At 46.6% G+C, this 25318-nt stretch carries 22 protein-coding genes and 1 other annotated feature (1 of these 23 cut by a window edge); of the genes, 19 read left to right on the top strand and 3 right to left on the bottom strand.

Annotation, left to right across the window (positions count from 1 at the left end):
- Positions 1-191: a binding site (T-box leader), on the top strand (it extends 67 nt beyond the left edge of the window).
- Positions 192-252: 61 nt separating this feature from the next.
- A complete protein-coding gene (gene leuS / locus MKY75_RS16595; RefSeq protein ID WP_165148967.1) occupies positions 253-2691 on the top strand; it encodes a leucine--tRNA ligase in 2439 nt (812 codons plus the stop codon).
- Here leuS and comER read toward each other — a convergent pair.
- Positions 2672-3517 carry a late competence protein ComER gene (comER, locus tag MKY75_RS16590; RefSeq protein WP_165148970.1) on the bottom strand — a complete coding sequence of 282 codons (846 nt, stop codon included), beginning with the start codon at positions 3515-3517 and terminating at the stop codon, positions 2672-2674. The genes leuS and comER overlap by 20 nt on opposite strands.
- Before the next feature lie 294 nt (positions 3518-3811).
- Between comER and MKY75_RS16585 the strand changes: the two genes are divergently transcribed.
- From MKY75_RS16585 to holA, 8 genes are all read left to right on the top strand, one after another.
- Positions 3812-4459, top strand: a complete 648-nt coding sequence (locus tag MKY75_RS16585; RefSeq protein ID WP_165148973.1) for a ComEA family DNA-binding protein — start codon at positions 3812-3814, stop codon at positions 4457-4459.
- Positions 4460-4548: 89 nt separating this feature from the next.
- Positions 4549-5067: a deoxycytidylate deaminase gene (locus tag MKY75_RS16580; RefSeq protein WP_069010453.1), complete on the top strand. Its 519-nt coding sequence runs from the start codon at positions 4549-4551 to the stop codon at positions 5065-5067.
- Positions 5068-5245: 178 nt separating this feature from the next.
- A complete protein-coding gene (locus tag MKY75_RS16575; RefSeq protein ID WP_238794850.1) occupies positions 5246-5398 on the top strand; it encodes a hypothetical protein in 153 nt (50 codons plus the stop codon).
- Complete coding sequence (locus MKY75_RS16570; RefSeq protein ID WP_340887098.1) at positions 5328-7901, top strand: ComEC/Rec2 family competence protein; 2574 nt, start codon at positions 5328-5330, stop codon at positions 7899-7901. The genes MKY75_RS16575 and MKY75_RS16570 overlap by 71 nt, the downstream gene beginning before the upstream one ends.
- Positions 7902-8027: 126 nt before the next feature.
- Positions 8028-8240, top strand: coding sequence for a hypothetical protein (locus tag MKY75_RS16565; RefSeq protein ID WP_069010454.1), 213 nt, complete (start codon positions 8028-8030; stop codon positions 8238-8240).
- Positions 8241-8643: 403 nt separating this feature from the next.
- On the top strand, positions 8644-9192 hold the full coding sequence (locus MKY75_RS16560) for an RNA polymerase sigma factor (protein WP_013311184.1): 549 nt from the start codon (positions 8644-8646) through the stop codon (positions 9190-9192).
- On the top strand, positions 9189-10646 hold the full coding sequence (locus MKY75_RS16555) for a zf-HC2 domain-containing protein (protein ID WP_165148979.1): 1458 nt from the start codon (positions 9189-9191) through the stop codon (positions 10644-10646). Before MKY75_RS16560 ends, MKY75_RS16555 begins: the two co-directional genes overlap by 4 nt.
- Positions 10647-10859: 213 nt before the next feature.
- Positions 10860-11891, top strand: a complete 1032-nt coding sequence (gene holA / locus MKY75_RS16550; protein WP_029515366.1) for a DNA polymerase III subunit delta — start codon at positions 10860-10862, stop codon at positions 11889-11891.
- 143 nt (positions 11892-12034) lie between these two features.
- Here holA and rpsT read toward each other — a convergent pair whose 3' ends face one another.
- A complete protein-coding gene (gene rpsT / locus MKY75_RS16545; RefSeq protein ID WP_013311181.1) occupies positions 12035-12307 on the bottom strand; it encodes a 30S ribosomal protein S20 in 273 nt (90 codons plus the stop codon).
- A 198-nt stretch (positions 12308-12505) separates the two neighbouring features.
- Here rpsT and gpr point away from each other — a divergent pair, with 198 nt between their 5' ends.
- From gpr to MKY75_RS16515, 6 genes are all read left to right on the top strand, one after another.
- Complete coding sequence (gene gpr, locus MKY75_RS16540; protein WP_029515365.1) at positions 12506-13507, top strand: GPR endopeptidase; 1002 nt, start codon at positions 12506-12508, stop codon at positions 13505-13507.
- 222 nt (positions 13508-13729) lie between these two features.
- Entirely contained in the window at positions 13730-14989 is a 1260-nt protein-coding gene (locus tag MKY75_RS16535) for a stage II sporulation protein P (RefSeq protein WP_069010456.1), read from the top strand.
- Positions 14990-15017: 28 nt separating this feature from the next.
- Positions 15018-15533 (top strand): hypothetical protein, encoded by a 516-nt coding sequence (locus MKY75_RS16530; protein WP_029515363.1) that lies wholly within the window; start codon positions 15018-15020, stop codon positions 15531-15533.
- Between the two features lie 71 nt (positions 15534-15604).
- Entirely contained in the window at positions 15605-17419 is a 1815-nt protein-coding gene (gene lepA / locus MKY75_RS16525) for a translation elongation factor 4 (protein WP_029515362.1), read from the top strand.
- Between the two features lie 335 nt (positions 17420-17754).
- The gene (hemW, locus tag MKY75_RS16520) at positions 17755-18942 is read left to right on the top strand and encodes a radical SAM family heme chaperone HemW (RefSeq protein WP_029515361.1); all 1188 of its coding nucleotides are present in this window, start codon (positions 17755-17757) and stop codon (positions 18940-18942) included.
- Between the two features lie 156 nt (positions 18943-19098).
- Positions 19099-19575, top strand: a complete 477-nt coding sequence (locus tag MKY75_RS16515) for an N-acetyltransferase (protein ID WP_029515360.1) — start codon at positions 19099-19101, stop codon at positions 19573-19575.
- Between the two features lie 82 nt (positions 19576-19657).
- Here MKY75_RS16515 and MKY75_RS16510 read toward each other — a convergent pair whose 3' ends face one another.
- Positions 19658-19852 carry a hypothetical protein gene (locus MKY75_RS16510; protein ID WP_340844200.1) on the bottom strand — a complete coding sequence of 65 codons (195 nt, stop codon included), beginning with the start codon at positions 19850-19852 and terminating at the stop codon, positions 19658-19660.
- Positions 19853-20179: 327 nt separating this feature from the next.
- Between MKY75_RS16510 and hrcA the strand changes: the two genes are divergently transcribed.
- The 4 genes from hrcA to dnaJ all read left to right on the top strand — a co-directional run bounded on the left by hrcA (position 20180) and on the right by dnaJ (position 25239).
- Positions 20180-21211: a heat-inducible transcriptional repressor HrcA gene (gene hrcA, locus MKY75_RS16505; protein WP_029515358.1), complete on the top strand. Its 1032-nt coding sequence runs from the start codon at positions 20180-20182 to the stop codon at positions 21209-21211.
- Between the two features lie 121 nt (positions 21212-21332).
- Entirely contained in the window at positions 21333-21905 is a 573-nt protein-coding gene (gene grpE / locus MKY75_RS16500) for a nucleotide exchange factor GrpE (protein WP_029515357.1), read from the top strand.
- Between the two features lie 111 nt (positions 21906-22016).
- The gene (gene dnaK, locus MKY75_RS16495; protein ID WP_340885966.1) at positions 22017-23861 is read left to right on the top strand and encodes a molecular chaperone DnaK; all 1845 of its coding nucleotides are present in this window, start codon (positions 22017-22019) and stop codon (positions 23859-23861) included.
- Between the two features lie 247 nt (positions 23862-24108).
- Positions 24109-25239, top strand: coding sequence for a molecular chaperone DnaJ (dnaJ, locus tag MKY75_RS16490; protein ID WP_029515355.1), 1131 nt, complete (start codon positions 24109-24111; stop codon positions 25237-25239).
- Positions 25240-25318: the final 79 nt, after the last annotated feature.

Genomic DNA, 25318 nt, shown 5'->3' with positions numbered 1-25318 from the left:
GGTTGACAGCACAAAGTGAACTCGCCTCGGAGATATGCGTCCAACGCAGGAACGCCCTATACTGGTGCTTGTATCCTGTTATTAACCCGCATCGGATCACCTCCGTTATCAGGTGCAAAGGGAGTAGAACGCGAAGAACGCTTTCTGCTAACTAGGGTGGTACCACGGGAATATAACCTCTCGTCCCTAGCGCTGACACGCTACGGGATGCAGAGGTTTTTTTGTTGCATACCGTTTGAGGAGGAAAAGACAATGACAGACACACAGCCGAAGCACGGCTATCAACCGCAAAGTATTGAACCAAAATGGCAGAAATATTGGGATGAGAACAAGACGTTCCGCACCGGGGAAGAACCGGGCAAACCGAAGTTTTATGCTTTGGATATGTTTCCGTACCCATCTGGAGCCGGCCTGCATGTAGGCCACCCGGAGGGCTACACAGCTACGGATATTGTTTCACGTTATAAAAGAATGCGCGGCTACAACGTACTGCATCCGATGGGTTGGGACGCCTTCGGTCTGCCTGCGGAGCAGCATGCGCTGGATACAGGGGAGCACCCACGCGAAATTACGGTGAAAAACGTAAATAACTTCCGCCGTCAAATCAAATCGCTCGGCTTCTCCTACGACTGGGATCGTGAAATCAGCACGACGGATCCTGATTATTACAAATGGACACAATGGATCTTCATCCAGCTGTACAAGCGCGGCCTTGCATATGTAGCTGAAGTACCTGTGAACTGGTGCCCAGCGCTGGGAACGGTGCTGGCGAATGAAGAAGTTATTGACGGTAAGAGTGAGCGTGGCGGTCATCCGGTCGTCCGTAAACCAATGCGTCAATGGATGCTGAAAATTACGGAATACGCGGATCGTCTGCTGGATGATCTGGAGGAACTGGATTGGTCTGAGAGTATTAAGGATATGCAACGGAACTGGATCGGTAAGTCTACCGGGGCAGAGGTTCGTTTTCCGATTGAGGGCTATGACGAGCAACTCACAGTATTTACAACTCGCCCAGATACACTGTTCGGCGCAAGCTACTGTGTGCTGGCACCAGAGCAGGAATTGGTGGATATTATCACTACGCCTGAGCAAAAGGATGCTGTACAACAGTACCGTGAACAAGCTGCTCGTAAAAGCGATCTGGAGCGTACGGATCTGGCCAAGGATAAAACAGGCGTATTCACAGGAGCTTATGCAGTGAACCCAGTGAACGGCGAAAAGCTGCCGATCTGGATTGCTGACTATGTACTGGCAGGCTACGGAACTGGAGCGATTATGGCTGTACCTGCTCACGATACGCGTGACTGGGAATTTGCCAAGCAATTCGGATTGAATATCATTGAGGTTGTCCAAGGTGGAGATGTGGCTAATGAGCCATATACTGAGGATGGACCGCACGTGAATTCAGGCCCGCTGAATGGACTTACCAACGAGGAAGCGATTCCGAAGATGATTGAATGGCTGGAAGCCGAGGGCAAAGGACACGGCAAAGTCACCTACCGCCTGCGTGACTGGCTGTTCAGCCGTCAACGCTATTGGGGCGAGCCGATTCCGGTAATTCATCTGGAGGATGGAACGATCAAAACGGTTCCTGAGGACCAACTTCCGCTCGTACTGCCGGAGATGGACAATATTAAGCCTTCAGGTACAGGTGAATCCCCGCTGGCGAACGCAACAGATTGGGTGGAAACCATTGATCCTGAGACAGGTATGAAAGCACGTCGCGAGACGAATACAATGCCGCAATGGGCAGGAAGTTGCTGGTATTACCTGCGCTTTATTGATCCGAAAAATGACAAAGAGCTTGTATCCAAAGAGAAACAACGTGAATGGATGCCTGTTGATTTGTATATTGGCGGAGCTGAACATGCGGTTCTTCACTTGCTGTATGCCCGTTTCTGGCATAAGGTATTGTATGATATCGGCGTAGTGGAAACGAAAGAGCCTTTTTATAAGCTGGTCAACCAGGGTATGATTTTGGGCAACAACAATGAAAAAATGAGTAAATCACGCGGTAATGTCATTAATCCTGATGATATTGTCAATACGTTTGGCGCCGATACGCTGCGTATTTATGAGATGTTTATGGGGCCGCTGGAAGCGACCAAGCCATGGAATGAGAATGGGGTAGAGGGAGCACATCGTTTTCTGTCCCGCGTATGGCGCCTGTTTGTTTCCGAGGATGGTAGCCTGAACGATAAAATTACAAATGACGGCGGTAGCGATGAGTTCAATCGTACTTGGCATAAAACGCTGAAAAAAGTAACTGAAGATCTGGATGCACTGCGCTTCAATACAGCGATCAGCCAGCTGATGATCTTCACCAACGATGCATATAAAGCAGACCTTCTGCCGCGTGCAGCAATGGAAAACTTCGTGCAAATGCTGTCGCCGCTTGCACCCCATCTGGCCGAGGAATTGTGGCAGCTGCTGGGGCACAATGATAGCATTACCTACGCGGCTTGGCCTGCTTATGATGAAGCATGGACGGTGGACGCCGAAGTGGAAATTGTTGTGCAAGTGAATGGTAAAATTGTGCAGCGTGCAACGATTGCCAAGGATCTTGATGCTAAAGCGATGGAAGCATTCGCTGTGGCGTTGGACAATGTTCAGCAGGCACTGGCCGGCAAAACGATCCGCAAGGTAATTGCTGTTCCAGGTAAACTGGTTAATATTGTTGCCGGTTAATTGGCTTTAATCCGAAGGAGACATCTATCTTTTGCATGTCCTCTTCATATTTGTTGTGCGTTACCTGTATCAGCTCGGGAAAGACACTATGCAGGCTGATGTCCAACAGTGCGAGAGCTTCGGCGGTAATACCTCCGGGAACCGCTACTCTGGCCTGTAACTCGGCTGGTGTCATCCCGCCTTCCGTGAGCAGCTTTCCAGTGCCGATGATCATTTCACCGGCCAGAGCGCATAGCTCCGTACGGTCCATACCTGTAGCTTGAACTGCGGCTTGAATCCACTGGTCCATAAAAAAGGCCAAGAAAGCAGGACCGCAACTCGAAAAATCCGACGTGATCCGAGTATAAGATTCTTTAACCCGAATCGGCCTGCTGATGTGGGACATAAGCTCTTCCAGAAGGAAGCGGTCCTCCTCTGTAATCCGGCTTCCATGGATGCATAGTGAGGCTCCGCTGCCTACTTGGTGGGTGATACTGGGGATAATTTTGGACACTTTAGCTTTCATTGCATGCTCTAAAATACGAATCTGCACCGGGCTTGTGATAGATACGACGATTTGCTCTTCTGTAATGACGTTGCGTATTTCATCCGTTACGGCTTTTGATTCCAGCGGCTTCACACAGATAAACAGAACATCGCTTTCCGCTGCCGTTTCACGGTTGCTTTGGGCTGCATGCAAACCTGGATAACGACGGGCTAGCTCGGTTACCTTGGAATGCGTTCGATTACTTGCTGATATTTGCTGCGGCTTGAGTGCGTTAGAATGAATAAAAGACTCAATTAGCAGACTTCCCATGCTGCCAGTCCCGATAAATCCAACTTTCATTGTTCAACGTCCTCCTTTCATACTTTGCGGTATAGACGCTGTGCTGTCAGCTGTCATTCTTCTTAGTGTATGCGCCTGGTCTTGGCCGACATGACGAATTTTATGTCTGAGCATGTTAGATCGTGCCCGGGGTCGTACCACTTTATTGTAAAAATGCTCTCAGCGAGACCGTATGGAGGTTGTTTACACCCTCCGGCTAAACGGGAATTGGACAGACTTGCTCTGTTTGATAGAGGCGGTGTTTTCAGTCGGCTCAATTTCTCGAATCCATGTGGAGTAGGGGACGATACGGAAATGAAACGCGTATGGACAGGAACAGCGATAACGCTTGCTGTAATCGGCAGTGGACTTATTTTATTTGCCGGAGGACAGCGTTCTGAGCCGCAAGAAGAGTGGACTTTACTTAACCATAAGGTGGAGCAGGCTGTGGCGATGGATTCAGAGCCAAATGAGTCGCAGCGCAGCAGTGACTTTGCCCAGGAAAAGCCTGCTGTAAAAGAACCTTCAGACAAAGCTGAGCGTAGTAGGATTGCTGAAACCGCTGATAAAGTGATACGCGATACTGTGCAGATTTCTACTGGTGCATCTGCTGCTGTGAGCGAAAACTCTATTGCGGGAAATTCGAATACCGAGAAGCAGTCAGGTGTTGCAGATCCAAGCTCAGACACAGGTATTGTCAGTTCGAGTGGTGCAACGACGAGTAGGACCAATACGGTAAGTGATTCGGTTACTACACCCGTTTCCGGCGAAAAAAAGGTAAACATCAACACGGCGACTGCTGCTGAGTTAATGGAGCTACCAGGGGTTGGGGCTAAAAAAGCCGAGGCTATTTTAAACTATCGTAATCAACATGGGGTGTTCAAACGTGTGAACGATTTGGATCATGTAAAGGGAATCGGAGCTAAAATGTTGGCGAAAATGAAGCCGTATGTCAGCTTGTAACTTATATAAGAATTACAATCTACAGGCTCTGAGAACGGCAATAGCGGAAATGTTTTACGTTTTAACTTGTTTATACGGGAGAGATGGAAATGAGTGCAGATGTACGCAAGGACTGGGACACCTACTTCATGGATATCGCTTATATGGTATCCACCCGTTCGCGCTGCGCGCGGCGTCATGTTGGAGCCGTACTTGTACAAGGTAAAAAGCTCTTGGGGACGGCCTATAATGGAGCACCATCGGGGGTGCCTGACTGTTCAGAGGCAGGTTGTATGATTTCAGAGGAGTATGAGGTCGTTCACCGTGATGGGCACGAGGAAATGGTTAAAAAGCAGCGTTGTATTCGCACTATTCATGCAGAGCAGAACCTGCTGCTGTTTACTGACCGAATTGATCGTGAAGGCTCTTCAGTATATGTCACCGACCAGCCATGCTGGACGTGTGCCAATATGTTGGCGAACAGCGGTATTGTGGAGATTGTATACCACCGACCTTATCCCAAAGATGCCGACAAGGTTCGTGCTATGATGGAGGAAAAGGGCATCGCTTTTCGCATGCTGAAGACCTATCATCCACCAAAAGAAACGCTGATGGATGTTATGAATTAAAAAGTAAACGAGGAAGAACCTCTGACGAATGCTATTTTGTCAGAGGTTCTTTTTGTTTTGTGTTTTTAAACAGAAAGCAATGTTTGCTACCGGAAGGTGATCGTATTCAAGCTAAGCTTGTGTTAACTAGACCTATATTGACCCTTACTGTTTGTTGGATTACAGGAAGTGCAGGAGCATGTCTGTATTCTGGACGTATGCTTTTGTTACTCTGGGCGGGGATTACTCTGATCTTTCCGCTTATAGCTTTATTGATGAAAATCCCCATCCGGCATATGGTGTTACTTTGGCTTGTATTCAGCGGAGGTGGATTTCATTGGTTTTGGCATGATATGCATAATGTTAGCAGTATTCCCGATGCTCTTCATGTATCGTCATCTATGGTGGAAGACATGCCTGTTCAAGCAGCAGGGTTTATCGCTTCTGAAGTGCAGGTAGATGGTGATCGAACACAGTTTGAGATGAGAGTTACTTCAATCAATCACTTCGGAAATCATTCGAACAAGGACGAGAATCGTGCACCAATTTCTGAACAGGTCATTGTTCATATCAAGTTGGCTGCCAAGCAGGAACAGCAACTTGCGGCAGCATGGCAACGTGGAGATGCGATCCTACTGCGTGGCACCTTAAAGGCTCCTGCAAAAGCGGGGAACTTTGGTGGCTTTGATTACAGTGAATACCTGCACACACAGGAAATCCACTGGTTTTTCAAAGGCGATGGGGCAGCCTCGTTACAGAAGCAGGATGCTTCACTATGGAACCGCTACACTTTGTTCAGGTGGAATGACCAGCTTAGGGAGCAGCTAGGACAGAGAATGGAACTGGCATTTACATCGCTTCATCACGCAGGATATATGAAAGGACTGGTACTTGGGGTAACAGATGAGTTGGACCCAGCAACCTATAACGAGTTTACGCAGCTTGGTTTAACGCATATTTTAGCAATATCGGGCATGCATGTGGCGGTATATGCAGCTACACTATTATATCTACTCAGGCTGTTACGAGTTAGCCGCGAGACATCTCTTACGGTCGTGATGATACTCATTCCGGCTTATGTCCTGCTGACTGGTGCTTCTGCCTCTGTTGTGAGGGCAGGAATTATGGCGATGATCGGCTTGTTTGCAGCCCGACGAGGGTTGCTCAAAGACGGACTTAATATTCTAAGTATATCCGCGCTGCTCATGCTGATTTGGAATCCATATTATCTACTTAGCGTCAGCTTTCAGCTTTCCTTTTTGGTGACAGGTGGGTTGCTCATTTATATGCCGCTTATGAAGCCGTTTTTCGCCAAATGGCCTTTCCTGATCGGCGGTGAAGTTGCGATTACAATTACGGCACAGCTTGTTTCGTTTCCAATGACGGTATTCTACTTTAATCAATTTTCGCTGCTATCATTTGCGGCCAATTTTGTGCTTGTACCTCTTATTACATATATCGTGCTTCCATTGGGTACGGTGGCGATGGGAGTTGCCTTTTTGTGGGGGGATGGGGCTCGCATTTTTGCTTGGCCGGCAGAGCAATTGAACGATTTGACCTTTTTACTAGTAAAATGGCTGAATGTGGATGATGCTTATGTGAGTATTTGGCCGTCTTCCTCCATTCTGTGGGTCATAGCGTATTACGTAGCTTTGTACAGTGTTTTGTACTGGCTCACAACATGGCTGACATCCCGCAGAAAAACGAACGACATTACCGTCTTGGACTCTACTCCCAATTCATCAACTATCTATACAGGATTAGCAGCTTCTTCAGAGTGGGCGGCTATATTGCATACGGCTCTTGAACCTGAGGGAGCAGGGAGATTTGCGCGTCGACAGTGGAATGGTTATCGTCATTTGGCACTGGCTCTAAGTGTTATTGCTTGGCTTGGAATATTGTATACAGGTTACCAATCTCCTGGTGAGGGTAATACGGGAATTGTTCAATATCTGGATGTGGGCCAAGGTGACAGCATTTTAATCACAACGCCGGGCGGGAAACATATCTTGGTTGATGGCGGGGGGACAATGGACTTTGCAACAGGGAAAAATGCTTGGCGCAAGCGTGCAGATCCCTACGAGGTAGGTAAAGATACGCTTGTACCCTTACTAAAGCAACGAGGTGTGCATCGACTAGATGCTGTCATTTTAACACACGGAGATCATGATCATGCCGGAGGATTACAAGCTGTGCTTGACCAGATTCCCGTATCTACCTTGTTTTTTAATGGTACCCTGACAGATAAAGCTCCATTCCGTAAGCTGTTGAACACGGCTTTAGATAAGCAGATCAAGCTGTACGGGGCACATCATAGCATGGAATGGGAACCAGACCAGGCTACGAAAATCCGCTTTCTCTATCCGTTTACGCTACCGGATAACGAATCTGAACAGCTGCCTGTTATGAAGGAACAAAATCATTACTCTGTTGCCATGATATTGGAGATGGAGGGAGCCTCCTTTTTGTTCACAGGAGATATGGATGATGCAGCAGAGTCATTGTTGCTTGCTGAATTAACCCCTTCTTCATTCCGTTTGAAAGATGAGGGAGCAACGGGAGGGGCAAGGAATGCTATAGATGTCATGAAAATAGCACATCACGGCAGCAAGTATTCTACCTCGGAAGAGTGGTTATCCTACTGGCGACCGAGAGTATCTGTCATTTCGGTCGGTGCGACCAATACTTACGGACATCCGAATGAAGCGGTATTGGAACGTTTGTCAGCAGTTGATTCTGCTATATATCGAACCGATACGATGGGAGAGATACAGATTCGAGCACAGCAAGGAAAACTGAGTGTGCGGTACCAACGCAAACAGTACAAAACAGATACGAATACAACAACACACTAAAACGGGTGCTCACTCTTAGGAGTGTGTTGTTTGCTTTGAATCCAATCTACATGGACAGTAGCTGTAAGCTTTGATAGAATCAAATGAGTTATGAAAATGAGAATCATTATTAATAGGGGAAATATTGTGAGTTATTTTAAATTTAGAGCTTCAGCTTGTTTGTTCATCATTTCGTTAATGCTGGTATTGAGCGCAATGCTACAAGTGGGGGTGAGACTGCAACGGAAAGCGGTCAATCGGCTGCTGCCAAGACCACATCAACTGGAGATGAAGCTGCCACGCGTACATATGAAAGTGATAAAGGTACAATTACTCTTCTTATTTAATGTTGGGTATTAGAGGTGATGGAGCAGCCAAGGAAAAGATATTTTATCTAAAAGCGTGTGAAGAACCTTTCTGCCGTTAAATCAGGTAAAGTATATCAATACTCAATCGAAGATTTTTATTTTCAAGATCCGATTGCTCTGACTTATCAATTAGAATGCATATCGGATTTTTTGATTTCCAAGAAGTAACAATATGATCTTGCAGCTCGATAGGCTAGCATTTAGATGTAGTAGGAGCTAAGGGAAGGTGACTACCTTCCCTTTTTCTGTTATTCTAAGGGAGGATACGCTGGGGATTCTGGGCTTTTTGGTATAATTTTTTTTGTTGAAAAAATAAAATTAGTGTCAGACGTCTATCCTGCAACAATTTGTAAAAGGGATACGTCTGTAATATTGCAGGGAGAGGGGGATCCTTTGTGGTAGAGCAGGGACTCATTCGAGCCGCTCAATCGGGCGATCGCGACGCTCTCATTACCCTATTAAGAGAGATAGAACAGCATGTGTACCGTACGGCATATTACATTCTAAACAATGAGCAGGACGCCATGGATGCTTCACAAGAAGCCCTCATACGGATCTATTCCAAAATTAACTCTTATGAGGAAAAAGCGCAGTTTAAAACCTGGGTCCAACGCATTGTAACGAATATATGCATCGACAAATTCAGAAGAACGAAGCCCTCGGTTTCCATTGACGAGCACGACATGATATTCAACGATCCCCAAAATGTGGAGGTCGAGGTGTTGACCTCTTACATGGCACAGGATGTTCGTGAGGCTATACAACAGCTTCCGGAGCACCACCGGACGGTAATTGTCTTAAGATATTTGCAGGATTTCTCCTATAACGAGATTGCAGATTCTCTGGATTTGCCGCTAAATACGGTCAAGTCATACTTATATCGTGCAAGACAGCAATTGCAAGGGCTACTTCAGGAATATCAGAAAGGTGGTGTATCAGGATGAAGTGTGGGGAAGAGGTGATGGATTGGATGCAGCGTTATGTGGATCATGAGCTGGGCGAAGAAGAGACGTCCCAATTAATGAACCATATTGCGACTTGCCCGGACTGTGCGGAAAAATTTCTTATTCTTCAGACACTCTCTCGCGAGCTGGAGGAATTGCCTGCGGTTTCCCCGGCGTTCAGCCTGGTGGATTCCATCCTGCCTCAGCTTGATGCCATTGACCGCGCACGTGAAGAGCAGGGAAGTGCGCTTCAGGAAATGCAGCCTGTGGCTGTAGAGCCTGGACCAGTGCCTAGACAACGTACCCAGCCTATACCTTGGTGGAATCGAATGGCTGGGCGCGCTGCTATAGGCGTGGCTGCCGCTGCTGTTGTACTGGGGATTGTAGTATTTAACTTCGAGCCTAAAACAGTACAAGATGCGGAAGGCATACTTACTACCCAGTCGCCCGAAGTGACGAATCCGCAGAATCAGACGGAAACTCTTCCAGGTACAGCCAATGGCAGTGGAGGACATGATACAGCCATTGGTTCGGATTCTACAAAGCAGCCGTCAGAGCAGGGGCAAGAAACGGATGCATCTCAGCCACCTGCGGATAAAGATCCTGGCCTGAGCAAACAAGGTGCAACTAATGCAGACGATGAAAAGAACTCTTCCAAACGGGATGCTGGGGAACGTGACGATCAGCGAGCTGGGGAGGAAGATTCGACGAAGTCTGCACAAGCCGAACATTCTTCTCGTCAGGATGAAGGGCATGGACAGCTACGTACGGATCGTCAGGTGACAAAGGAAAATCCGTCTGCTGGAGATGCTCCTAAATCTGAGGACAAACAGCTAAGTCAGGAAAAATCTGATCAATCCACGATTGCTCCTGATGAACAGTTGGAACCGAAAATGGAAAAAGCACCCCTAGCGGGTACTGCTCAGGACGATAATAATGGTAACACAAGTACGAATGATTCATCTTCGTCGCTTAGTCAGGATTTGAAGGTACAGGATCGAATTGCGTCAAATGAAGCGTCGAAAGAAGCGACTTCCAGAAGCATCACCAAGGATTCGGGCAATGCCTTGGGAACGGATAGCAGCAATGCAGCTTCTAATGATCAGCAATCATCCGTGTCACAAGACCCGGTTCGTAAAGAAGGCTTTGTATCTAATTCACTGGTCTCTCCGGACAACAATAATGCCTCCAACTATAGTGCCCAATCTGTCTCTACAGATCAGCTCAACTCGCCTGATGGTAGCTATGCGGTGGCTATTGAGGGCAAAAAGCTGAAAGTGTATAAGCTTTCCGATAACGGTGTAGACCGAACAACACTGGAAGTCCGTACTCTAAAAGGTGCCTGGGTCAAAGGAAGCTGGTCGGAAGACAGCCAGACCTTTATGTATGAGACGGAGCAGGATGGGACTGCAAGTAAATATACGTACACCGTTCCGCGCAGCACTGGAAAATAGTTTCCCGAAGTTGACACACTTTTAAAAACAGGGAATAAACTATATGAACCGACGTCGTATCCCGACGGCCGAAAGTTTCTAGAGCTTTCTGCTGCCGTGTTGATATAGATGGTGGTGAAGGGATCCTGCCTATAGGTAGGGTCCCTTCGTTTGTGTCATGACTTGCCTTCCGCTCGGATGTCAGGTACGATCAGTGGGTGGGGGGAACGGAAAATGGATGTAAAAACAGCCTCTAAGGCTATTCGCAAAGGCGACATTTCGCCAGTGTATTTGCTATACGGTAGTGAAAAATACCAAATGAAGCAGTTTGTTGAGATGCTTAAAGAGAAAGTGGTGGAAGAGGAGCATCGTGACTTCGCCATCATTCCTTATGATTTAACCGAAACGCCAATTGAGGTGGTTGTGGAGGAGGCGGAAACAGCGCCTTTTCTGGTACCAAAGAAGCTGATTATTGTACGGGATACCAGTGTATTTGCAGCAGGCAAAGATAGCGGTAAGATAGAGCACCGGCTTGAGACGCTGTTGACTTATATGGATAACCCGACTGACTATAGCGTCATCGTTTTTACGGTTCAGGCTGAAAAGTTGGATGAACGGAAAAAGATTGTCAAAAAGCTAAAAAGTGATGCTTCGGTTATTGCCTTTGCTCCAATGGGTGGAGATGATCTTGTGGCTTGGATCCATAAGCGTGCAGGAGAAAGAGAAGTGCAATTGGCTGCAGGAGCTGCTGAAAGCCTCATTCAATTCACAGGTACTGGGCTGCAATCCTTGGCTGCCGAGATAGACAAGCTGTGTTTATACGCAGGAGCACAGGGAACGATTTCATCCGCTGATATTGAATCCCTGGTGCCTCGTAACACAGAGCAAAACGTATTTGCGATGGTTGAGGATCTGGCTAATTTGCGGCTGGATAAGGCGCTCAGTATTTTTTATGAGTTGCTTAAGCAAAAAGAGGAACCGATCAAGATTGCCGCTTTGATCACGCGACAGTTCCGTATTATGTTGCAGGTCAAAGAACTGGCAGGTCAAAGCTATTCCCAGCAACAAATTGCGAGTCAGCTTAGTTTGCATCCTTATGGGGTGAAAGTTGCGGGGGACCAAGCGCGGAGGTTCCGCCCTGAGCAGCTACGTCAGCTTCTCTACGAATTGGGCGAGCTGGATTATCATATGAAAACAGGTGTCGTTGACAAGGTACTGGGACTGGAGCTATTTTTGATGAAAATGGGTGCGGGGGCTTCGATCTAATTCCACTCATGTGCTGCTAATAGAGTCAGCTTATGTAGCGCAGAATGCTGATGCTGTAAACGAATAAAAGTTATAAACTAAAAAAACCTGATCAGCCAAGGCTGGTCAGGTTTTTTTCATTAACGTATGAAAGTAGCTCTTGCTTACGCTTGAGCTGTAAGAGCGTTAAGTTTTTTCGCCAAGCGAGATTTCTTGCGAGCAGCTGCATTTTTGTGGATCAGACCTTTAGTTACAGCCTTGTCCAGCTTTTGGGAAGCTACTTTGAAAGCAGCAGCAGCAGTTTCAGCTTCGTTACCTACCAACGCTGTATCGGCAGCTTTTACTGCTGTACGAAGCGCGGATTTTTGGGAAGCGTTCAACGCACGGCGTTTGTCGCTAGTTTTAACGCGTTTGATAGCGGATTTGATGTTTGGCATTACATTCACCTCCTGTAAAGGCATTACTTATGAACACAAACGTTTCACAACTTAAAATATTTTAGCATGCCACACCTCAAATTGCAATAAGAAAACATTCTGAGGCGATGCGAATTACAGGATGAAAATGGATGTGCATAAACCTGTTGGGTGTCTCGCACACTATAGTCAAAGATGGCATCCAAGGAGGCTCAAAAGATGGATCTGGATTTGCAGAAGTACGCGGTACGCACGGATTTGGCATTAGAGGCAAGAGAATTGGCCGAACGGGATCAGCCTGTACCTCTGGCGGGCATCAGTGAGAACGTGGAGGAAGATGACGGAATCAAAATCACACGGCTGGATGTACTGAATGAAGAAGGAGCCAACCGTATTGGGCGGGTACAAGGGCATTACGTCACACTGGAAGTACCCGGCTTGCGTGAAGGCGATACGGGGCTCCAGCAACGTGTAGCTATTGCATTTGCAAAAGAAATGGAGCATTTTATACAAAAAATAGGGATTTCTAATACGGCAAAGGTACTGGTGGTAGGTCTGGGCAACTGGAACGTCACTCCCGATTCACTGGGTCCGCTTGTCGTTGAGAATTTGATGGTGACTCGTCAATTTTTTGAACTGACACCTGATCAAATCAACCCGGGCTATCGGGATGTGAGCGCAATTGCGCCGGGCGTCCTGGGTATTACGGGGATTGAGTCCAGTGAAATCGTTCAAGGCATCGTGGATCGCACAAAGCCAGAACTGATTATTGCCATTGACGCACTGGCGTCACGTTCACTGGAGCGTGTCAATACGACCATTCAGGTGGCCGATATCGGGATACATCCGGGTTCAGGTATTGGCAACAAGCGGCGCGGTATCACCAAGGATATTATGGGTGTTCCGTGTATCGCTATCGGCGTTCCAACGGTATGCTACGCTTCGACCATTGTCAATAACGTAATTGAACTGATGAAAACACATTTTACCAAAGAAAAGGCTTCTACAAAAGCAATCCTGGGGATGCTGGACGATATTTCAGAACCTGAGAGACTTGGGCTGGTGAGAGAGGTACTGCAACCGCTGGGACATGATCTGATTGTGACTCCTAAAGAAATTGATGAATTTATTGAAGATATCGCGAACATCATTGCTACTGGATTGAACGCTGCTCTGCACGAAGCTGTGGATCCTGGCAATGTCGCCGCATATACGCATTAATCAAGGGTTGATAAAATCGTATTTCCCACAAAAGTCTCTATTTAACAGGAATCTAATCTCTTTCAAAAAGGGAGGTGATATACCTGTGGTAGAGATTTTTTGTGTTCTAGTAATTGTTCTCCGTTCATAGAGTTGAAATATAAGAGATTTCCGCAGCAGATAGGAACCCTATGTTCCAAGTATAAAGCGGGTTTCGACGGGACGAAGGAGGACAAGGCTCACATGAAAAAAATTCAGACCTGGAACGTCGGAAGATGGAGAAGAAAAGGGATCGAAATTTTGGCGATGGGACATACGCTTGTGCTGCTGATCATGGGCTCGGCGCTTTTATTTGTCATTTTGGGGCTAGGGGGATTGGCAGAAAATCGTCTACAAACATCTCCTGTTTCTTCGATGAAAGGATTGGCAGGCTCGGTGTCCAGCGGTTTTTTTGCGGATATGCTAGGTATGGAAGTACCTCATTTGGCACAAAAGAAGCAGCAATCTTCGTTGTCGGGTGAACAATGGTCGCCTTTTGTTTTTCAGATGCTTACAGGCATTAATCCGCAGGATCCCAAAAGTCTCATTTCTCGTGAGATTCCTGGCATGTCTGCAGGAGCACCTGTCTTGCTGCGCAAGGGTTCGGGGAACATCAAGGTAGAGGGTCCTACGGATTATCAGCCCGATCAGGGAACGACGGATGCTCCTGGTGGCTCAGATGCATCTGAGAACCCACCGACTAACACGCCGAATATTCCGACAACGCCGGAAACAGATCCGGTACGTGAGGATCATCCAGGTGATACGGCCAAAGGGGACAAGCGCATATTAATCTACCATTCTCATCCCAGAGAAGCATATAACCCACTACTCAGCAAAACTAGTTCCAATCCCAATTCAGGTTCTAAATCAGCGAATGTGTCAAGGGTAGGGGACTTTGTAAAGAAGAGGCTGGAAAAGCAAGGGATATCCACACTGCATATAAACAAGGATTATGCTACTACAGTTCAAAATTACAATTGGAACTATTCCTATAAATATTCACGCGAAACGGTTAAGGAAGCTTTAGCTGGAAATAAAGGTTTAACTTATTTGCTTGATATCCATCGGGATTCACAACGTCATGGAAAAACAACAGCAACCATTAATGGACTTTCTTATGCCAAGGTGTATTTTATTATCGGACATGACAACAAAAATTGGCGCGAAAATGAAGCTTTTGCTGCTCGTATTCATGAAAAGCTGGAAAAATCGTATCATGGCGTATCACGTGGTGTATGGGGGAAAGATGGTGGCAAAGGCAACAACGGTGAATACAATCAAAGCTTGTCTTCGCATAGCATTTTAATTGAAATCGGGGGTATTGATAACACCGAGGAGGAGTTGAAACGGACCTCGGACGTTTTGGCGGACATGATCGGTGAAGTGTATTGGGAAGATCAGAAAGCTCAGAAAGCGGGCACTAATGTATCGGATACAAAAAAGAGCAACAGCGATAATTAAATGAGGTAGCAGTAAGGGGGGGAAGGTAATGTCTGGACATTTTCGTAAGAAAGCACTTGGATTTGTACTGCTTATGGGGGCAGGTATTCTTCTTGGTATGCAACTGGCAGGATCTGGTCTGCGTTCAGTGTATGGGCCGGAATGGAACGGAGGGAATACGATTCAATCGGTAAATCAACAGAAAGTTGGATATGAACAGACGATTATTGAGGACACACCCGCAGCTAACACTCGTGCATATAGCGGTACGTATAGCACAAGTGGAGAAGTTAAGGTTGAGCCGAAAACGGAAGCGGGTATAAATGAAGCTGGTGGAAGGGAAGAAAATGAGGAACAGACGCAGCTCGGAGCATCCAGATGGTATTCGACGACTGCGCAACATGTCAATACTCAGGGTCTGGAGACACCGCGTGAACTGCTAGCCGTCAAGGGACAGCAAGCCTCGGTGGATACTATGGCGGACAAAACAGCTGGGTTGCTTCAAAACCTGTCGAGACAGGGCATTCGATGGGTCGTATCTGTATTTGATGGAGTAACAGAATAGAAATATTGCTGACCCCCCTTACAACTGCTATAATAAGCTGATTGACACTAGGCATTGTGTGGGGGTAAGGCATGACTGACATTTTGGCAAGACAACGTAAAATTCGGAACTTTAGTATCATTGCACATATAGACCATGGTAAATCCACGCTGGCTGACCGGATTCTAGAATATACCGGTGCACTCACTTCCCGTGAAATGCAGGAGCAAGTGCTTGACCAGATGGAGCTGGAACGGGAGCGCGGAATTACGATCAAGCTCCAGGCAGTGCGACTCACTTATAAGGCCGATGACGGCGAAGAGTACATTTTGAATTTGATTGATACACCGGGACACGTCGATTTTACGTATGAGGTATCCCGTAGTTTGGCAGCCTGTGAAGGTGCTTTGCTGGTAGTAGACGCCGCGCAGGGAATCGAGGCACAGACGTTGGCTAACGTATATTTGGCGTTGGACAACAATCTGGAGATTTTGCCTGTGCTTAACAAGATTGATTTGCCAAGTGCTGATCCTGAGCGGGTAAAGCAGGAAATCGAGGATGTTATCGGCTTGGATACGAGCGAGACCGTACATGCCTCAGCCAAAGCTGGAATCGGCATCAAAGAAATTTTGGAACAGGTGGTCAGAAGTGTGCCTGCTCCGCAAGGTAATCCGGATAATCCGCTCAAGGCACTCATTTTCGATTCGCACTATGATCCTTATAAAGGCGTTATCGTATATGTTCGCGTTGTGGATGGTAGTATCCGAGCCGGTTCGAAAATTAAAATGATGGCGACTGACAAAACGTTTGAGGTTATTGAAGTTGGTGCTTTTATGCCGCGTATGAACATCGTGGACGAGCTGAACATCGGTGATGTTGGCTTTATCGTTGCCGGTATCAAGCATGTGGGTGATACGCGTGTCGGGGATACAGTGACAGATGCAAAAAATCCAACATTAGAACCGATGCCAGGTTATCGGAAAATTAATCCGATGGTATATTGTGGCTTGTATCCAATCGAAACATCGGAGTATAACGATCTACGTGAGGCGCTTGAAAAGCTACAACTGAACGATGCTTCGCTCAGTTTTGAGCCGGAAACATCAAGCGCGTTGGGTTTTGGCTTCCGTTGCGGCTTCCTTGGTCTGCTTCATATGGACGTTATCCAGGAACGGATTGAACGTGAATTTAACATTCCGCTGATTACAACGGCACCAAGTGTTATTTACCGCATAAAGTTGACGAATGGGGAAACGATCCAGATCGACAATCCATCGAATTATCCGGAAATCGGACGGATTGAACATGTGGAAGAGCCCTATGTAAAAGCAGGCATTATCGTCCCTAATGATTACGTGGGTACGGTGATGGAGCTTTGTCAAACCAAACGTGGTGAGTATGTAAATATGGAATACCTGGATACGACACGGGTAACCATTACGTATCAAATTCCACTGTCTGAAATCGTATATGATTTCTTCGATCAGCTTAAATCAAGTACCAAAGGCTATGCTTCCTTTGATTATGAGATTTCAGGCTATCGCCAGTCCAACCTGGTGAAAATGGATATTTTGTTGAATGGCGAGCAGGTCGATGCACTGTCGTTCATCGTGCATAGAGATCGGGCTTATCATCGCGGACGTATTATCTGTGAGAAGCTGCGCGAGCTAATTCCGCGTCAAATGTTTGAGGTGCCGATCCAGGCATCTGTAGGAACAAAGGTTGTGGCGCGTGAAACCGTTAAGGCGATGCGTAAAAACGTCTTGGCCAAATGTTATGGCGGCGATATTTCTCGTAAACGGAAGCTGCTTGAAAAGCAAAAAGAGGGCAAAAAGCGTATGAAGCAGGTCGGTAACGTAGAAGTACCTCAGGAAGCATTTATGGCAGTACTGAAAATAGATGAGTAAAGTTGTTTGAAGTATTCGTCCATTCTTTCATGGGGCATTTGCCGTGCATGGAGAATGGACGTTATTTATTTGAGCAAGCTATCCAGAGATGGAGTGTTTGTTATCTCAGTTGCAAAAATAGTATAACAACAGTATCTTTAGCGTATTTCTATAGATGCTTTACTCTTACTGCAACACCTACATTACAAAAAAATGATCGATGGTGGTAGGCAGCAGCGGAGTGGTCCATTTGAATCTGGAGTAACAGCGATCAGAAGATCAAATGGAACACGAAGCGGTTGTCGAGACCTCGGCGCATTTTTTCACTATTCCCTGAATTGACAAGGAGGATCGGTATGACCGCATCCATACAAAAACATGAACATTCATCCGCGCCTCAAGCGGTTTACCTGCATATACCTTTTTGCACGAATAAATGCTTTTACTGTGATTTCAACTCTTATGTGCTCAAGGATCAACCTGTTATGGAATATCTGTATGCACTGGAACGGGAGATGGAACATACAGTTAAGCTTCACCCACCAGGAGAGATTAAAACTATTTTTGTCGGGGGTGGAACACCAACTACCCTAAATCCGAAAGAAATGGAATATTTCCTGAAGAGCGTCCGAACCTACTTCCCGCATTGGGCGGAAGATATTGAGTTCTCCATGGAAGCTAATCCAGGTACCACTGATTTTGAAAAACTCTCTGTGATGAAAGAAGGCGGCGTCAATCGACTCAGCTTTGGCGTACAGGCTTTTCAGAATGAGCTACTCACAGGCATAGGTCGTATTCACAGTACAGATGACGTATATCGTAGTTTGGAAAACGCACGTAAGGTTGGCTTGGACAACCTGTCGATTGACCTGATGTTCGGTTTGCCGAATCAAACAGTGGAGATGCTGCATGAAAGCGTCAGTAGAGCGCTAGAGTTGGAGCTTCCTCATTACTCTATCTACAGTTTGAAGGTTGAAGAAAACACGCTCTTCCACACGCTGTACCAGAAAAATCAGCTACCGCTTCCACATGAGGATGACGAACTGGAAATGTACTTACTCCTCATGCGTCGCATGAAAGAAGCGGGCTATGAACAGTATGAGATTAGTAATTTCGCAAAACCAGGCTTGGGGAGCAAGCACAACATGACCTATTGGCGAAATGAGGACTATTACGGTCTCGGAGCTGGGGCACATGGATATGTTGGCAGAGAGCGCCATATGAACATTAAGGGCATTAACCCTTATGTGGAGGCTAGTCGTAATGGTTTGCCGCGTCTAGATAGCTTTGAGGTGCCAGCGGCGGAAGCCATGGAGGATTTTCTTATGGTCGGTTTGAGAATGCTAGAGGGCGTTTCCAAGTCTCGCTTTGAAGCTCAATTCGGTCAGGCGTTGGAGGATACGTTTACTGCTCCTCTTGGAAAAATGCTCAATGCGGGGTTAATCGAATCGATTGAGGACGGTTATCGTTTGAGTGAACGTGGCATTTTATTCGGAAATGATGTATTTGCAGAGTTTATTGGTTCAATCACGGTAAATTCATAAGTCGTAGCTTCAATACAGCGCGTTTCAACTTCGTAAGCTGGGACCATCATTTTATTACACCATTCTGTCACAGCAGGGTAAATGGAGTATTGCGATTCTATGCGTGATGTTGTATATTTATTCATTATATGCGGCAAGCGGTAGGAGGAGAGCAAGATGGCTTCAGTGTGTAAAGATGTATTGTGCAGAAGTGCGGTTCCTGAGGATGTGGAGCCTTTATATCAAATGATTAGCGGCTATGCAGAGCGGGGGATTATGCTGCCACGTTCGAGGGAAGTGCTAACGCGCCAACTGGAGCTGTTTATTGTTGCAGAGGTGGACGGCGAAGTTGTTGGTTGTGGTTCTTTATGCAAATTGGGCGCTGACCTGGTAGAGATTCGCTCCCTTGGCATCTCTGAGGGACACAAAGGTATGGGTATTGGCTCTAAGCTCGTGGAGGGCCTTATGATAGAAGCACGGCGGCAACGTATTCCTAAAATTATGGCATTGACCTACGAGGTCTCCTTTTTTATAAAAAACGGTTTTGATGTAGTAAGCAAAGAGATTTTCCCTGAAAAGGTATGGACCGACTGCATTCACTGTAGTAAACAAAACAATTGTGATGAAATCGCAGTGTTGAAAGTACTGAACTGACCTGTCAATAATGAGGTCAGTTCTTTTTTCATCAGGACCTAATCATGCGTATATTATACAGCCTACATTGTTTAATGCGGGTTTATTTCTCATATGTTTTGAGCAACCACCAAATGAATTGATGATGAGGCTCCAGCTCGGAAGGTATTCCATTCAGGCTTCTTATGGGATGGTCCTTATGATAATCAGTATCATTATAAAAATATGCAGTGCCGTCTAATGGAACTCGGTGTTTATATTTATACAAGGCGGCTAGGTTGCGGCGATTAGTTCTCAAATTTAATTCCTCCTCAAGGACAAAGAAGTTATAATGGTATGGAGACATAGTCTCGAATTTTTCTATTTTCTGTGTCACTATACATAAATACGGTTTTTATACGCTGGATATTGAGGTTTTTCGTGAAAAAGTGTAAACGTTCTGGATTCATTTCAGTAAACTAAACTGTTGTGATAAATCTTGTTTATTGAAAATACTGATCTGACTTGACAATGATCAGGTCGGTTTGGTATTTTTGTATTATCGGTTAGCACTCAACGCGAACGAGTGCTAATGATTCCATTTAACAATCATGCTATTATGGATAAACAACAAGGGGGGATTCGCTTGTTAACCGAACGTCAGAGACTCATTCTGAATGCGATTATTGATGACTACATTCGTTCGGCTGAGCCAGTGGGTTCCCGCAGCATATCCAAAAGGCAGGATGTCGGATTCAGCCCGGCCACGATCCGTAATGAAATGTCGGATTTGGAGGAACAGGGCTATCTGGAGCAACCCCATACTTCTGCGGGACGCATCCCGTCTCATAAAGGCTATCGTTATTATGTGGACCATCTGGTACCACTGAATACACTGAAGCCTATGGAAATGCGGGAACTGAAAGCCTTTTATGCCGAAAAGCTGAATGTAATGGAGCAAGTGATCCAGCATGCGTCAGGCATTTTGTCCCATATGACCAATTATACTTCCATCCTGCTTGGGCCGGAGGTTTTTCATACTTCATTGCGTCATTTTCAGCTGCTGCCGCTCAACGAAACGACGGCTGTGGCGATAATCGTGACCAATACCGGTCAGGTGGAGAACAAAACGGTAGATATTCCACCGGGAATTTCGATTTCCGAGATGGAGAAGGTTGTGAATTTACTGAACAGCAAGCTGGTCGGTGTGCCGATTTATCAGCTTAAATCACGCCTTTACACCGCACTTGGTCAGGAGATGGAGAAGCATGTGTCTCATTTTGAGGACGCTATGAAGGTGCTGGATAAAGCACTGGATAATGAATCGGATCAGCGCTTGTATTTGAGCGGTGCGACAAACATGCTTAATCAACCTGAATTTAAAGATGTAGAAAAGGTTAAACATATTCTCGATCTGCTGGAGGAAACACCAACGCTGCTTAAACTAATGACACCTGTTGTCGGGGCACCTGAAATTCAAGTCCGCATCGGCACTGAAAATGATCATGAGGCGTTTGCCAATTGCAGCCTGATTACTGCTACGTATGCAGTAGACGGAGAAGCGTTGGGCACTATAGGCATACTGGGTCCGACACGGATGGAATATGCGAGAGTTATTAATATTTTGGGTATCCTGTCTAAGGATTTGACCGCAATGCTAACGCAGCGGTTTAAATAGAACAAAGCCGCATAGGTTGCGGTACTACATGTTCCGCGTCTGGATACGGTTCGTATCCTGCGCGGGTGCATTGTTGCGTGTTTTTGTAAAGGTAGTTATGACTTGAAGGAGGTGAAACATTTTGAAGGAAGAACAAGCGTTCCAAGAAGAAAAACAACAAAATGTAAGCACAGAGGAAGCCGCCGAAGCGAGCCAGCAGGAAGAGCCGGTTAATGAAGCGGCGGCACTGGAAGACCAAGAAAGCGAAACAGAGCTGAATAAGCTTCGCGCTCAGGCGGAAGAGCATCAGCAACGGTTTTTACGCGCTCAGGCGGATTTTGATAATTTTCGCCGTCGTACGCTGAAAGAAAAAGAAGACCTTGCCAAATATGCATCTATGAAGCTGGTTACCGAGTTGGTGCCTGTTTTGGATAACTTCGAGCGTGCGCTGGCAACGGCACCGCAAGGAGCGGAGTCTGAGTCATTCAGCAAAGGCGTGGAAATGATTTTCCGCCAGTTTGAGAGTGTGCTTCAGGCAGAAGGAGTAACGGCCATGAATTCGGTGGGACAACCGTTTAATCCTGACTTCCATCAGGCTATTATGCAGGTGGAGAGCGAAGAGCATGAGGAAGGCATTGTTGTTGAAGAGGTACAAAAAGGGTACATGCTGAAGGACAAGGTGCTTCGTCCAGCGATGGTAAAAGTGAGCATGTAGCTTTTTCAATATACATGAGGATTTTGCAAAATTATGACATTAGAAATACATCATTTTGATTCAACCATTCTGGCCTGCGGGCCTCGTATATACAGAAGGAGGAATTGTCCGATGAGCAAAGTAATCGGTATTGACTTAGGTACAACCAACTCTTGTGTGGCTGTTATGGAGGGCGGCGAAGCAGTCGTTATTCCAAATCCGGAAGGCGCACGCACAACCCCTTCCGTTGTTGGTTTCAAAAAAGATGGAGAACGTACTGTAGGGGAAACAGCAAAACGCCAAGCAATTACAAACCCGGATCGTACAATCATGTCCATCAAGCGTCACATGGGTACAAATCATAAAGAAAGCATCGACGGCAAAGAATATTCCGCACAGGAAATTTCCGCTATGATTTTGCAAAAGCTGAAATCCGATGCTGAAGCTTACCTGGGACAAACCGTTTCTCAAGCTGTTATCACTGTTCCAGCTTACTTCAATGACGGTCAACGTCAAGCAACCAAGGATGCAGGTAAAATTGCCGGTCTGGAAGTTCTGCGGATTGTCAATGAGCCGACAGCAGCTGCATTGGCATATGGTATGGAAAAATCCGAAGACCAAACGATCCTGGTATATGACCTGGGTGGCGGTACATTCGACGTATCCATTCTGGAACTGGGCGACGGTTTCTTCGAAGTTAAAGCAACAAGCGGCGATAACAAGCTGGGTGGCGATGACTTTGACCAAGTGATTATTGATTACCTCGTAAATGAGTTCAAAAAAGATCAAGGCATTGACCTGAGCAAAGATAAAGCTGCTGTACAACGTCTGAAAGACGCAGCGGAAAAAGCGAAAAAAGAACTGTCTGGCGTACTGACAACGACGATTTCTTTGCCGTTTATCACAGTAGCTGATGGCGTTCCACAGCATTTGGAGTTGAACCTGACTCGTGCGAAATTTGAAGAATTGTCTGAAGGTCTGGTAGAACGTACTTTGGGACCTACTCGTCAAGCGATGAAAGATGCAGGCATGAGTGCCAGCGACATCGACAAAATCGTTCTGGTCGGCGGTTCCACACGTATTCCGGCTGTACAAGAAGCAATCAAAAAGCTGACAGGTAAAGAGCCTCACAAAGGCGTAAACCCTGATGAAGTGGTAGCTTTGGGCGCGGCAGTTCAAGCGGGTGTACTGACTGGTGATGTGAAAGACGTCGTTCTTCTTGACGTAACTCCACTGTCCCTCGGTATTGAAACCGCAGGTGGCGTATTTACTAAAATGATTGATCGTAACACGACGATCCCTACGAGCAAATCGCAGGTATTCTCGACATATGCCGACAATCAGCCTAGCGTAGAAATTCACGTGCTGCAAGGTGAACGTGAAATGGCAGCAGGCAACAAAACACTGGGTCGCTTCCAATTGGGAGATATCCCTCCAGCACCACGTGGTGTACCGCAAATCGAAGTTACCTTTGATCTGGATGCGAACGGTATCGTGAACGTATCCGCTACAGATAAAGGCACAGGCAAAAGCCAAAAGATTACGATCACATCTTCCAGCGGCTTGAGCGACGAGGAAGTAGAACGTATGATGAAGGATGCCGAGTTGCATGCGGAAGAAGATAAAAAACGCAAAGATTTGGTAGAAGCGAAAAACGCTGCGGATCAACTGATCTACTCTGTAGACAAAACGATTAAAGATCTGGGCGAAAAAGCGGATGCAGGCGAAGTCGAAAAAGCAAATGCAGCAAAAGAAAATCTGCAAAAAACGCTGGAAACCGACAACCTGGAAGATATCAAAAAGGCTACTGAAGAACTGACTGAAATCGTTCAGCAATTGTCTGTAAAGCTGTATGAGCAAGCTGCTCAAGAAGCACAGGCTCAACAAGGCCAAGACGGCGCAGCAGACACCAAAGGCCGTGACAATGTGGTTGACGCGGACTATGAAGTTGTTGACGAAGACCAGAAGAAAGACTAAGTTACGGATCGGGTAGTGGTAGCTTTACGGTACACCGATGCGTTATGATATACTGAATAGTAATTGCAGCGTAGCTGCCTTGATAAATAACAATTAGCCGAAGGGTAACAGTTATTTCCAAGATAAATAAGCATATTACGGGTTGTACTGCCTTGAAATGATGGGAAGGTCAAAGCCGGGTCATCCCGTGCCTTTGGCTTTCCTTTTATATGTAGTGCAGACACGTTGTAGGCATGGGGGTGGAACATTGGCTGATAAGCGTGATTATTATGAGGTGCTGGGCGTCGCGAAGGGCGCTTCGGATGATGAAGTCAAAAAGGCTTACCGTAAGCTTGCGCGTCAGTATCATCCGGACGTGAACAAGGCTGCGGACGCGGAAACTAAATTTAAAGAAGTCAAAGAAGCTTACGATGTTCTCAGCGATGGTCAGAAGCGGGCAAGATATGACCAGTACGGACATGTAGACCCGAACCAGGGCATGGGAGGCGGCTTCGGTGGTGGTGCCGACTTCGGTGGCGGATTTGGCGATATTTTTGATATGTTCTTTGGTGGCGGCGGCAATGGTCGACGTGATCCGAATGCACCGCAGCGTGGGAACGATCTTCAATATACGATGACGATTGAGTTCAAGGAAGCGGTGTTCGGTAAAGAAACCGACATTCATATTGAACGTACGGAAACATGTGATACGTGTCACGGTACGGGAGCCAAAGCGGGTACTCAACCACAAACCTGCTCCGTCTGCCACGGCAGCGGACAGGAAGAAGTGGTGCAGAATACACCGTTTGGTCGTATGGTTAATCGACGCGCCTGCTCTAATTGCGGCGGTTCAGGTAAAATCATTAAAGAAAAATGTACGACTTGTAGCGGTTCCGGTCGGGTACGCAAGCAACGTAAAATTCATATTCGCATTCCAGCGGGTGTGGATGACGGCGCACAGATGCGTATTAACGGTGAAGGCGAAGGCGGTGTCAACGGAGGACCGGCAGGTGACTTGTACGTCGTGTTCCGTGTGAAATCGCACGACTTCTTTGAGCGTGAGGGAGACGATATCTACTGCGAAATTCCGCTGACGTTCTCACAGGCAGCATTGGGAGATGAAGTCGAGATCCCGACGTTGACCGAGAAAGTGAAGTTGAAAGTTCCAGCAGGTACGCAAACAGGTACTTACTTCCGTCTTAAAGGAAAAGGTGTGCCAAAACTGCGTGGCGTTGGTCAGGGTGACCAGCATATTAAGGTAGTTGTGATAACGCCTAGCAAGCTGAGTGAGGAACAAAAGGATTTACTGCGTCAGTTCTCTTCGCTTAGCGGAGAACAGACGCATGAGAATGAGCAGTCTTTTTTTGACCGTGTGAAGCGCGCCTTCCGAGGCGACTAAGCCCAATTAGAAATCGCGGAGCTTCAACCATGAATCAAAGGAAACTATTCCGCAATTGCGGGGTAGTTCCTTTTTTTAT

It is taken from the genome of Paenibacillus sp. FSL L8-0663 (genome assembly GCF_038008125.1).
Taxonomy (GTDB): Bacteria; Bacillota; Bacilli; order Paenibacillales; family Paenibacillaceae; genus Paenibacillus; species Paenibacillus polymyxa_D.
The sequence above is the reverse complement of the archived record's forward strand: the minus strand, read 5'-3'. Positions and strand labels throughout refer to the sequence as shown.

Coding starts and splice junctions, on each gene's coding strand:
- leuS (WP_165148967.1), top strand. CDS start 253: ATGACAGACACACAGCCGAAGCACGGCTATCAACCGCAAAGTATTGAA.
- MKY75_RS16585 (WP_165148973.1), top strand. CDS start 3,812: ATGAAACGCGTATGGACAGGAACAGCGATAACGCTTGCTGTAATCGGC.
- rpsT (WP_013311181.1), bottom strand. CDS start 12,307: ATGCCAAACATCAAATCCGCTATCAAACGCGTTAAAACTAGCGACAAA.
- holA (WP_029515366.1), top strand. CDS start 10,860: ATGGATGTAAAAACAGCCTCTAAGGCTATTCGCAAAGGCGACATTTCG.
- MKY75_RS16535 (WP_069010456.1), top strand. CDS start 13,730: ATGAAAAAAATTCAGACCTGGAACGTCGGAAGATGGAGAAGAAAAGGG.
- lepA (WP_029515362.1), top strand. CDS start 15,605: ATGACTGACATTTTGGCAAGACAACGTAAAATTCGGAACTTTAGTATC.
- gpr (WP_029515365.1), top strand. CDS start 12,506: ATGGATCTGGATTTGCAGAAGTACGCGGTACGCACGGATTTGGCATTA.
- MKY75_RS16575 (WP_238794850.1), top strand. CDS start 5,246: ATGTCTGTATTCTGGACGTATGCTTTTGTTACTCTGGGCGGGGATTAC.
- MKY75_RS16515 (WP_029515360.1), top strand. CDS start 19,099: ATGGCTTCAGTGTGTAAAGATGTATTGTGCAGAAGTGCGGTTCCTGAG.
- dnaK (WP_340885966.1), top strand. CDS start 22,017: ATGAGCAAAGTAATCGGTATTGACTTAGGTACAACCAACTCTTGTGTG.
- MKY75_RS16580 (WP_069010453.1), top strand. CDS start 4,549: ATGAGTGCAGATGTACGCAAGGACTGGGACACCTACTTCATGGATATC.
- MKY75_RS16530 (WP_029515363.1), top strand. CDS start 15,018: ATGTCTGGACATTTTCGTAAGAAAGCACTTGGATTTGTACTGCTTATG.
- comER (WP_165148970.1), bottom strand. CDS start 3,517: ATGAAAGTTGGATTTATCGGGACTGGCAGCATGGGAAGTCTGCTAATT.
- MKY75_RS16555 (WP_165148979.1), top strand. CDS start 9,189: ATGAAGTGTGGGGAAGAGGTGATGGATTGGATGCAGCGTTATGTGGAT.
- hemW (WP_029515361.1), top strand. CDS start 17,755: ATGACCGCATCCATACAAAAACATGAACATTCATCCGCGCCTCAAGCG.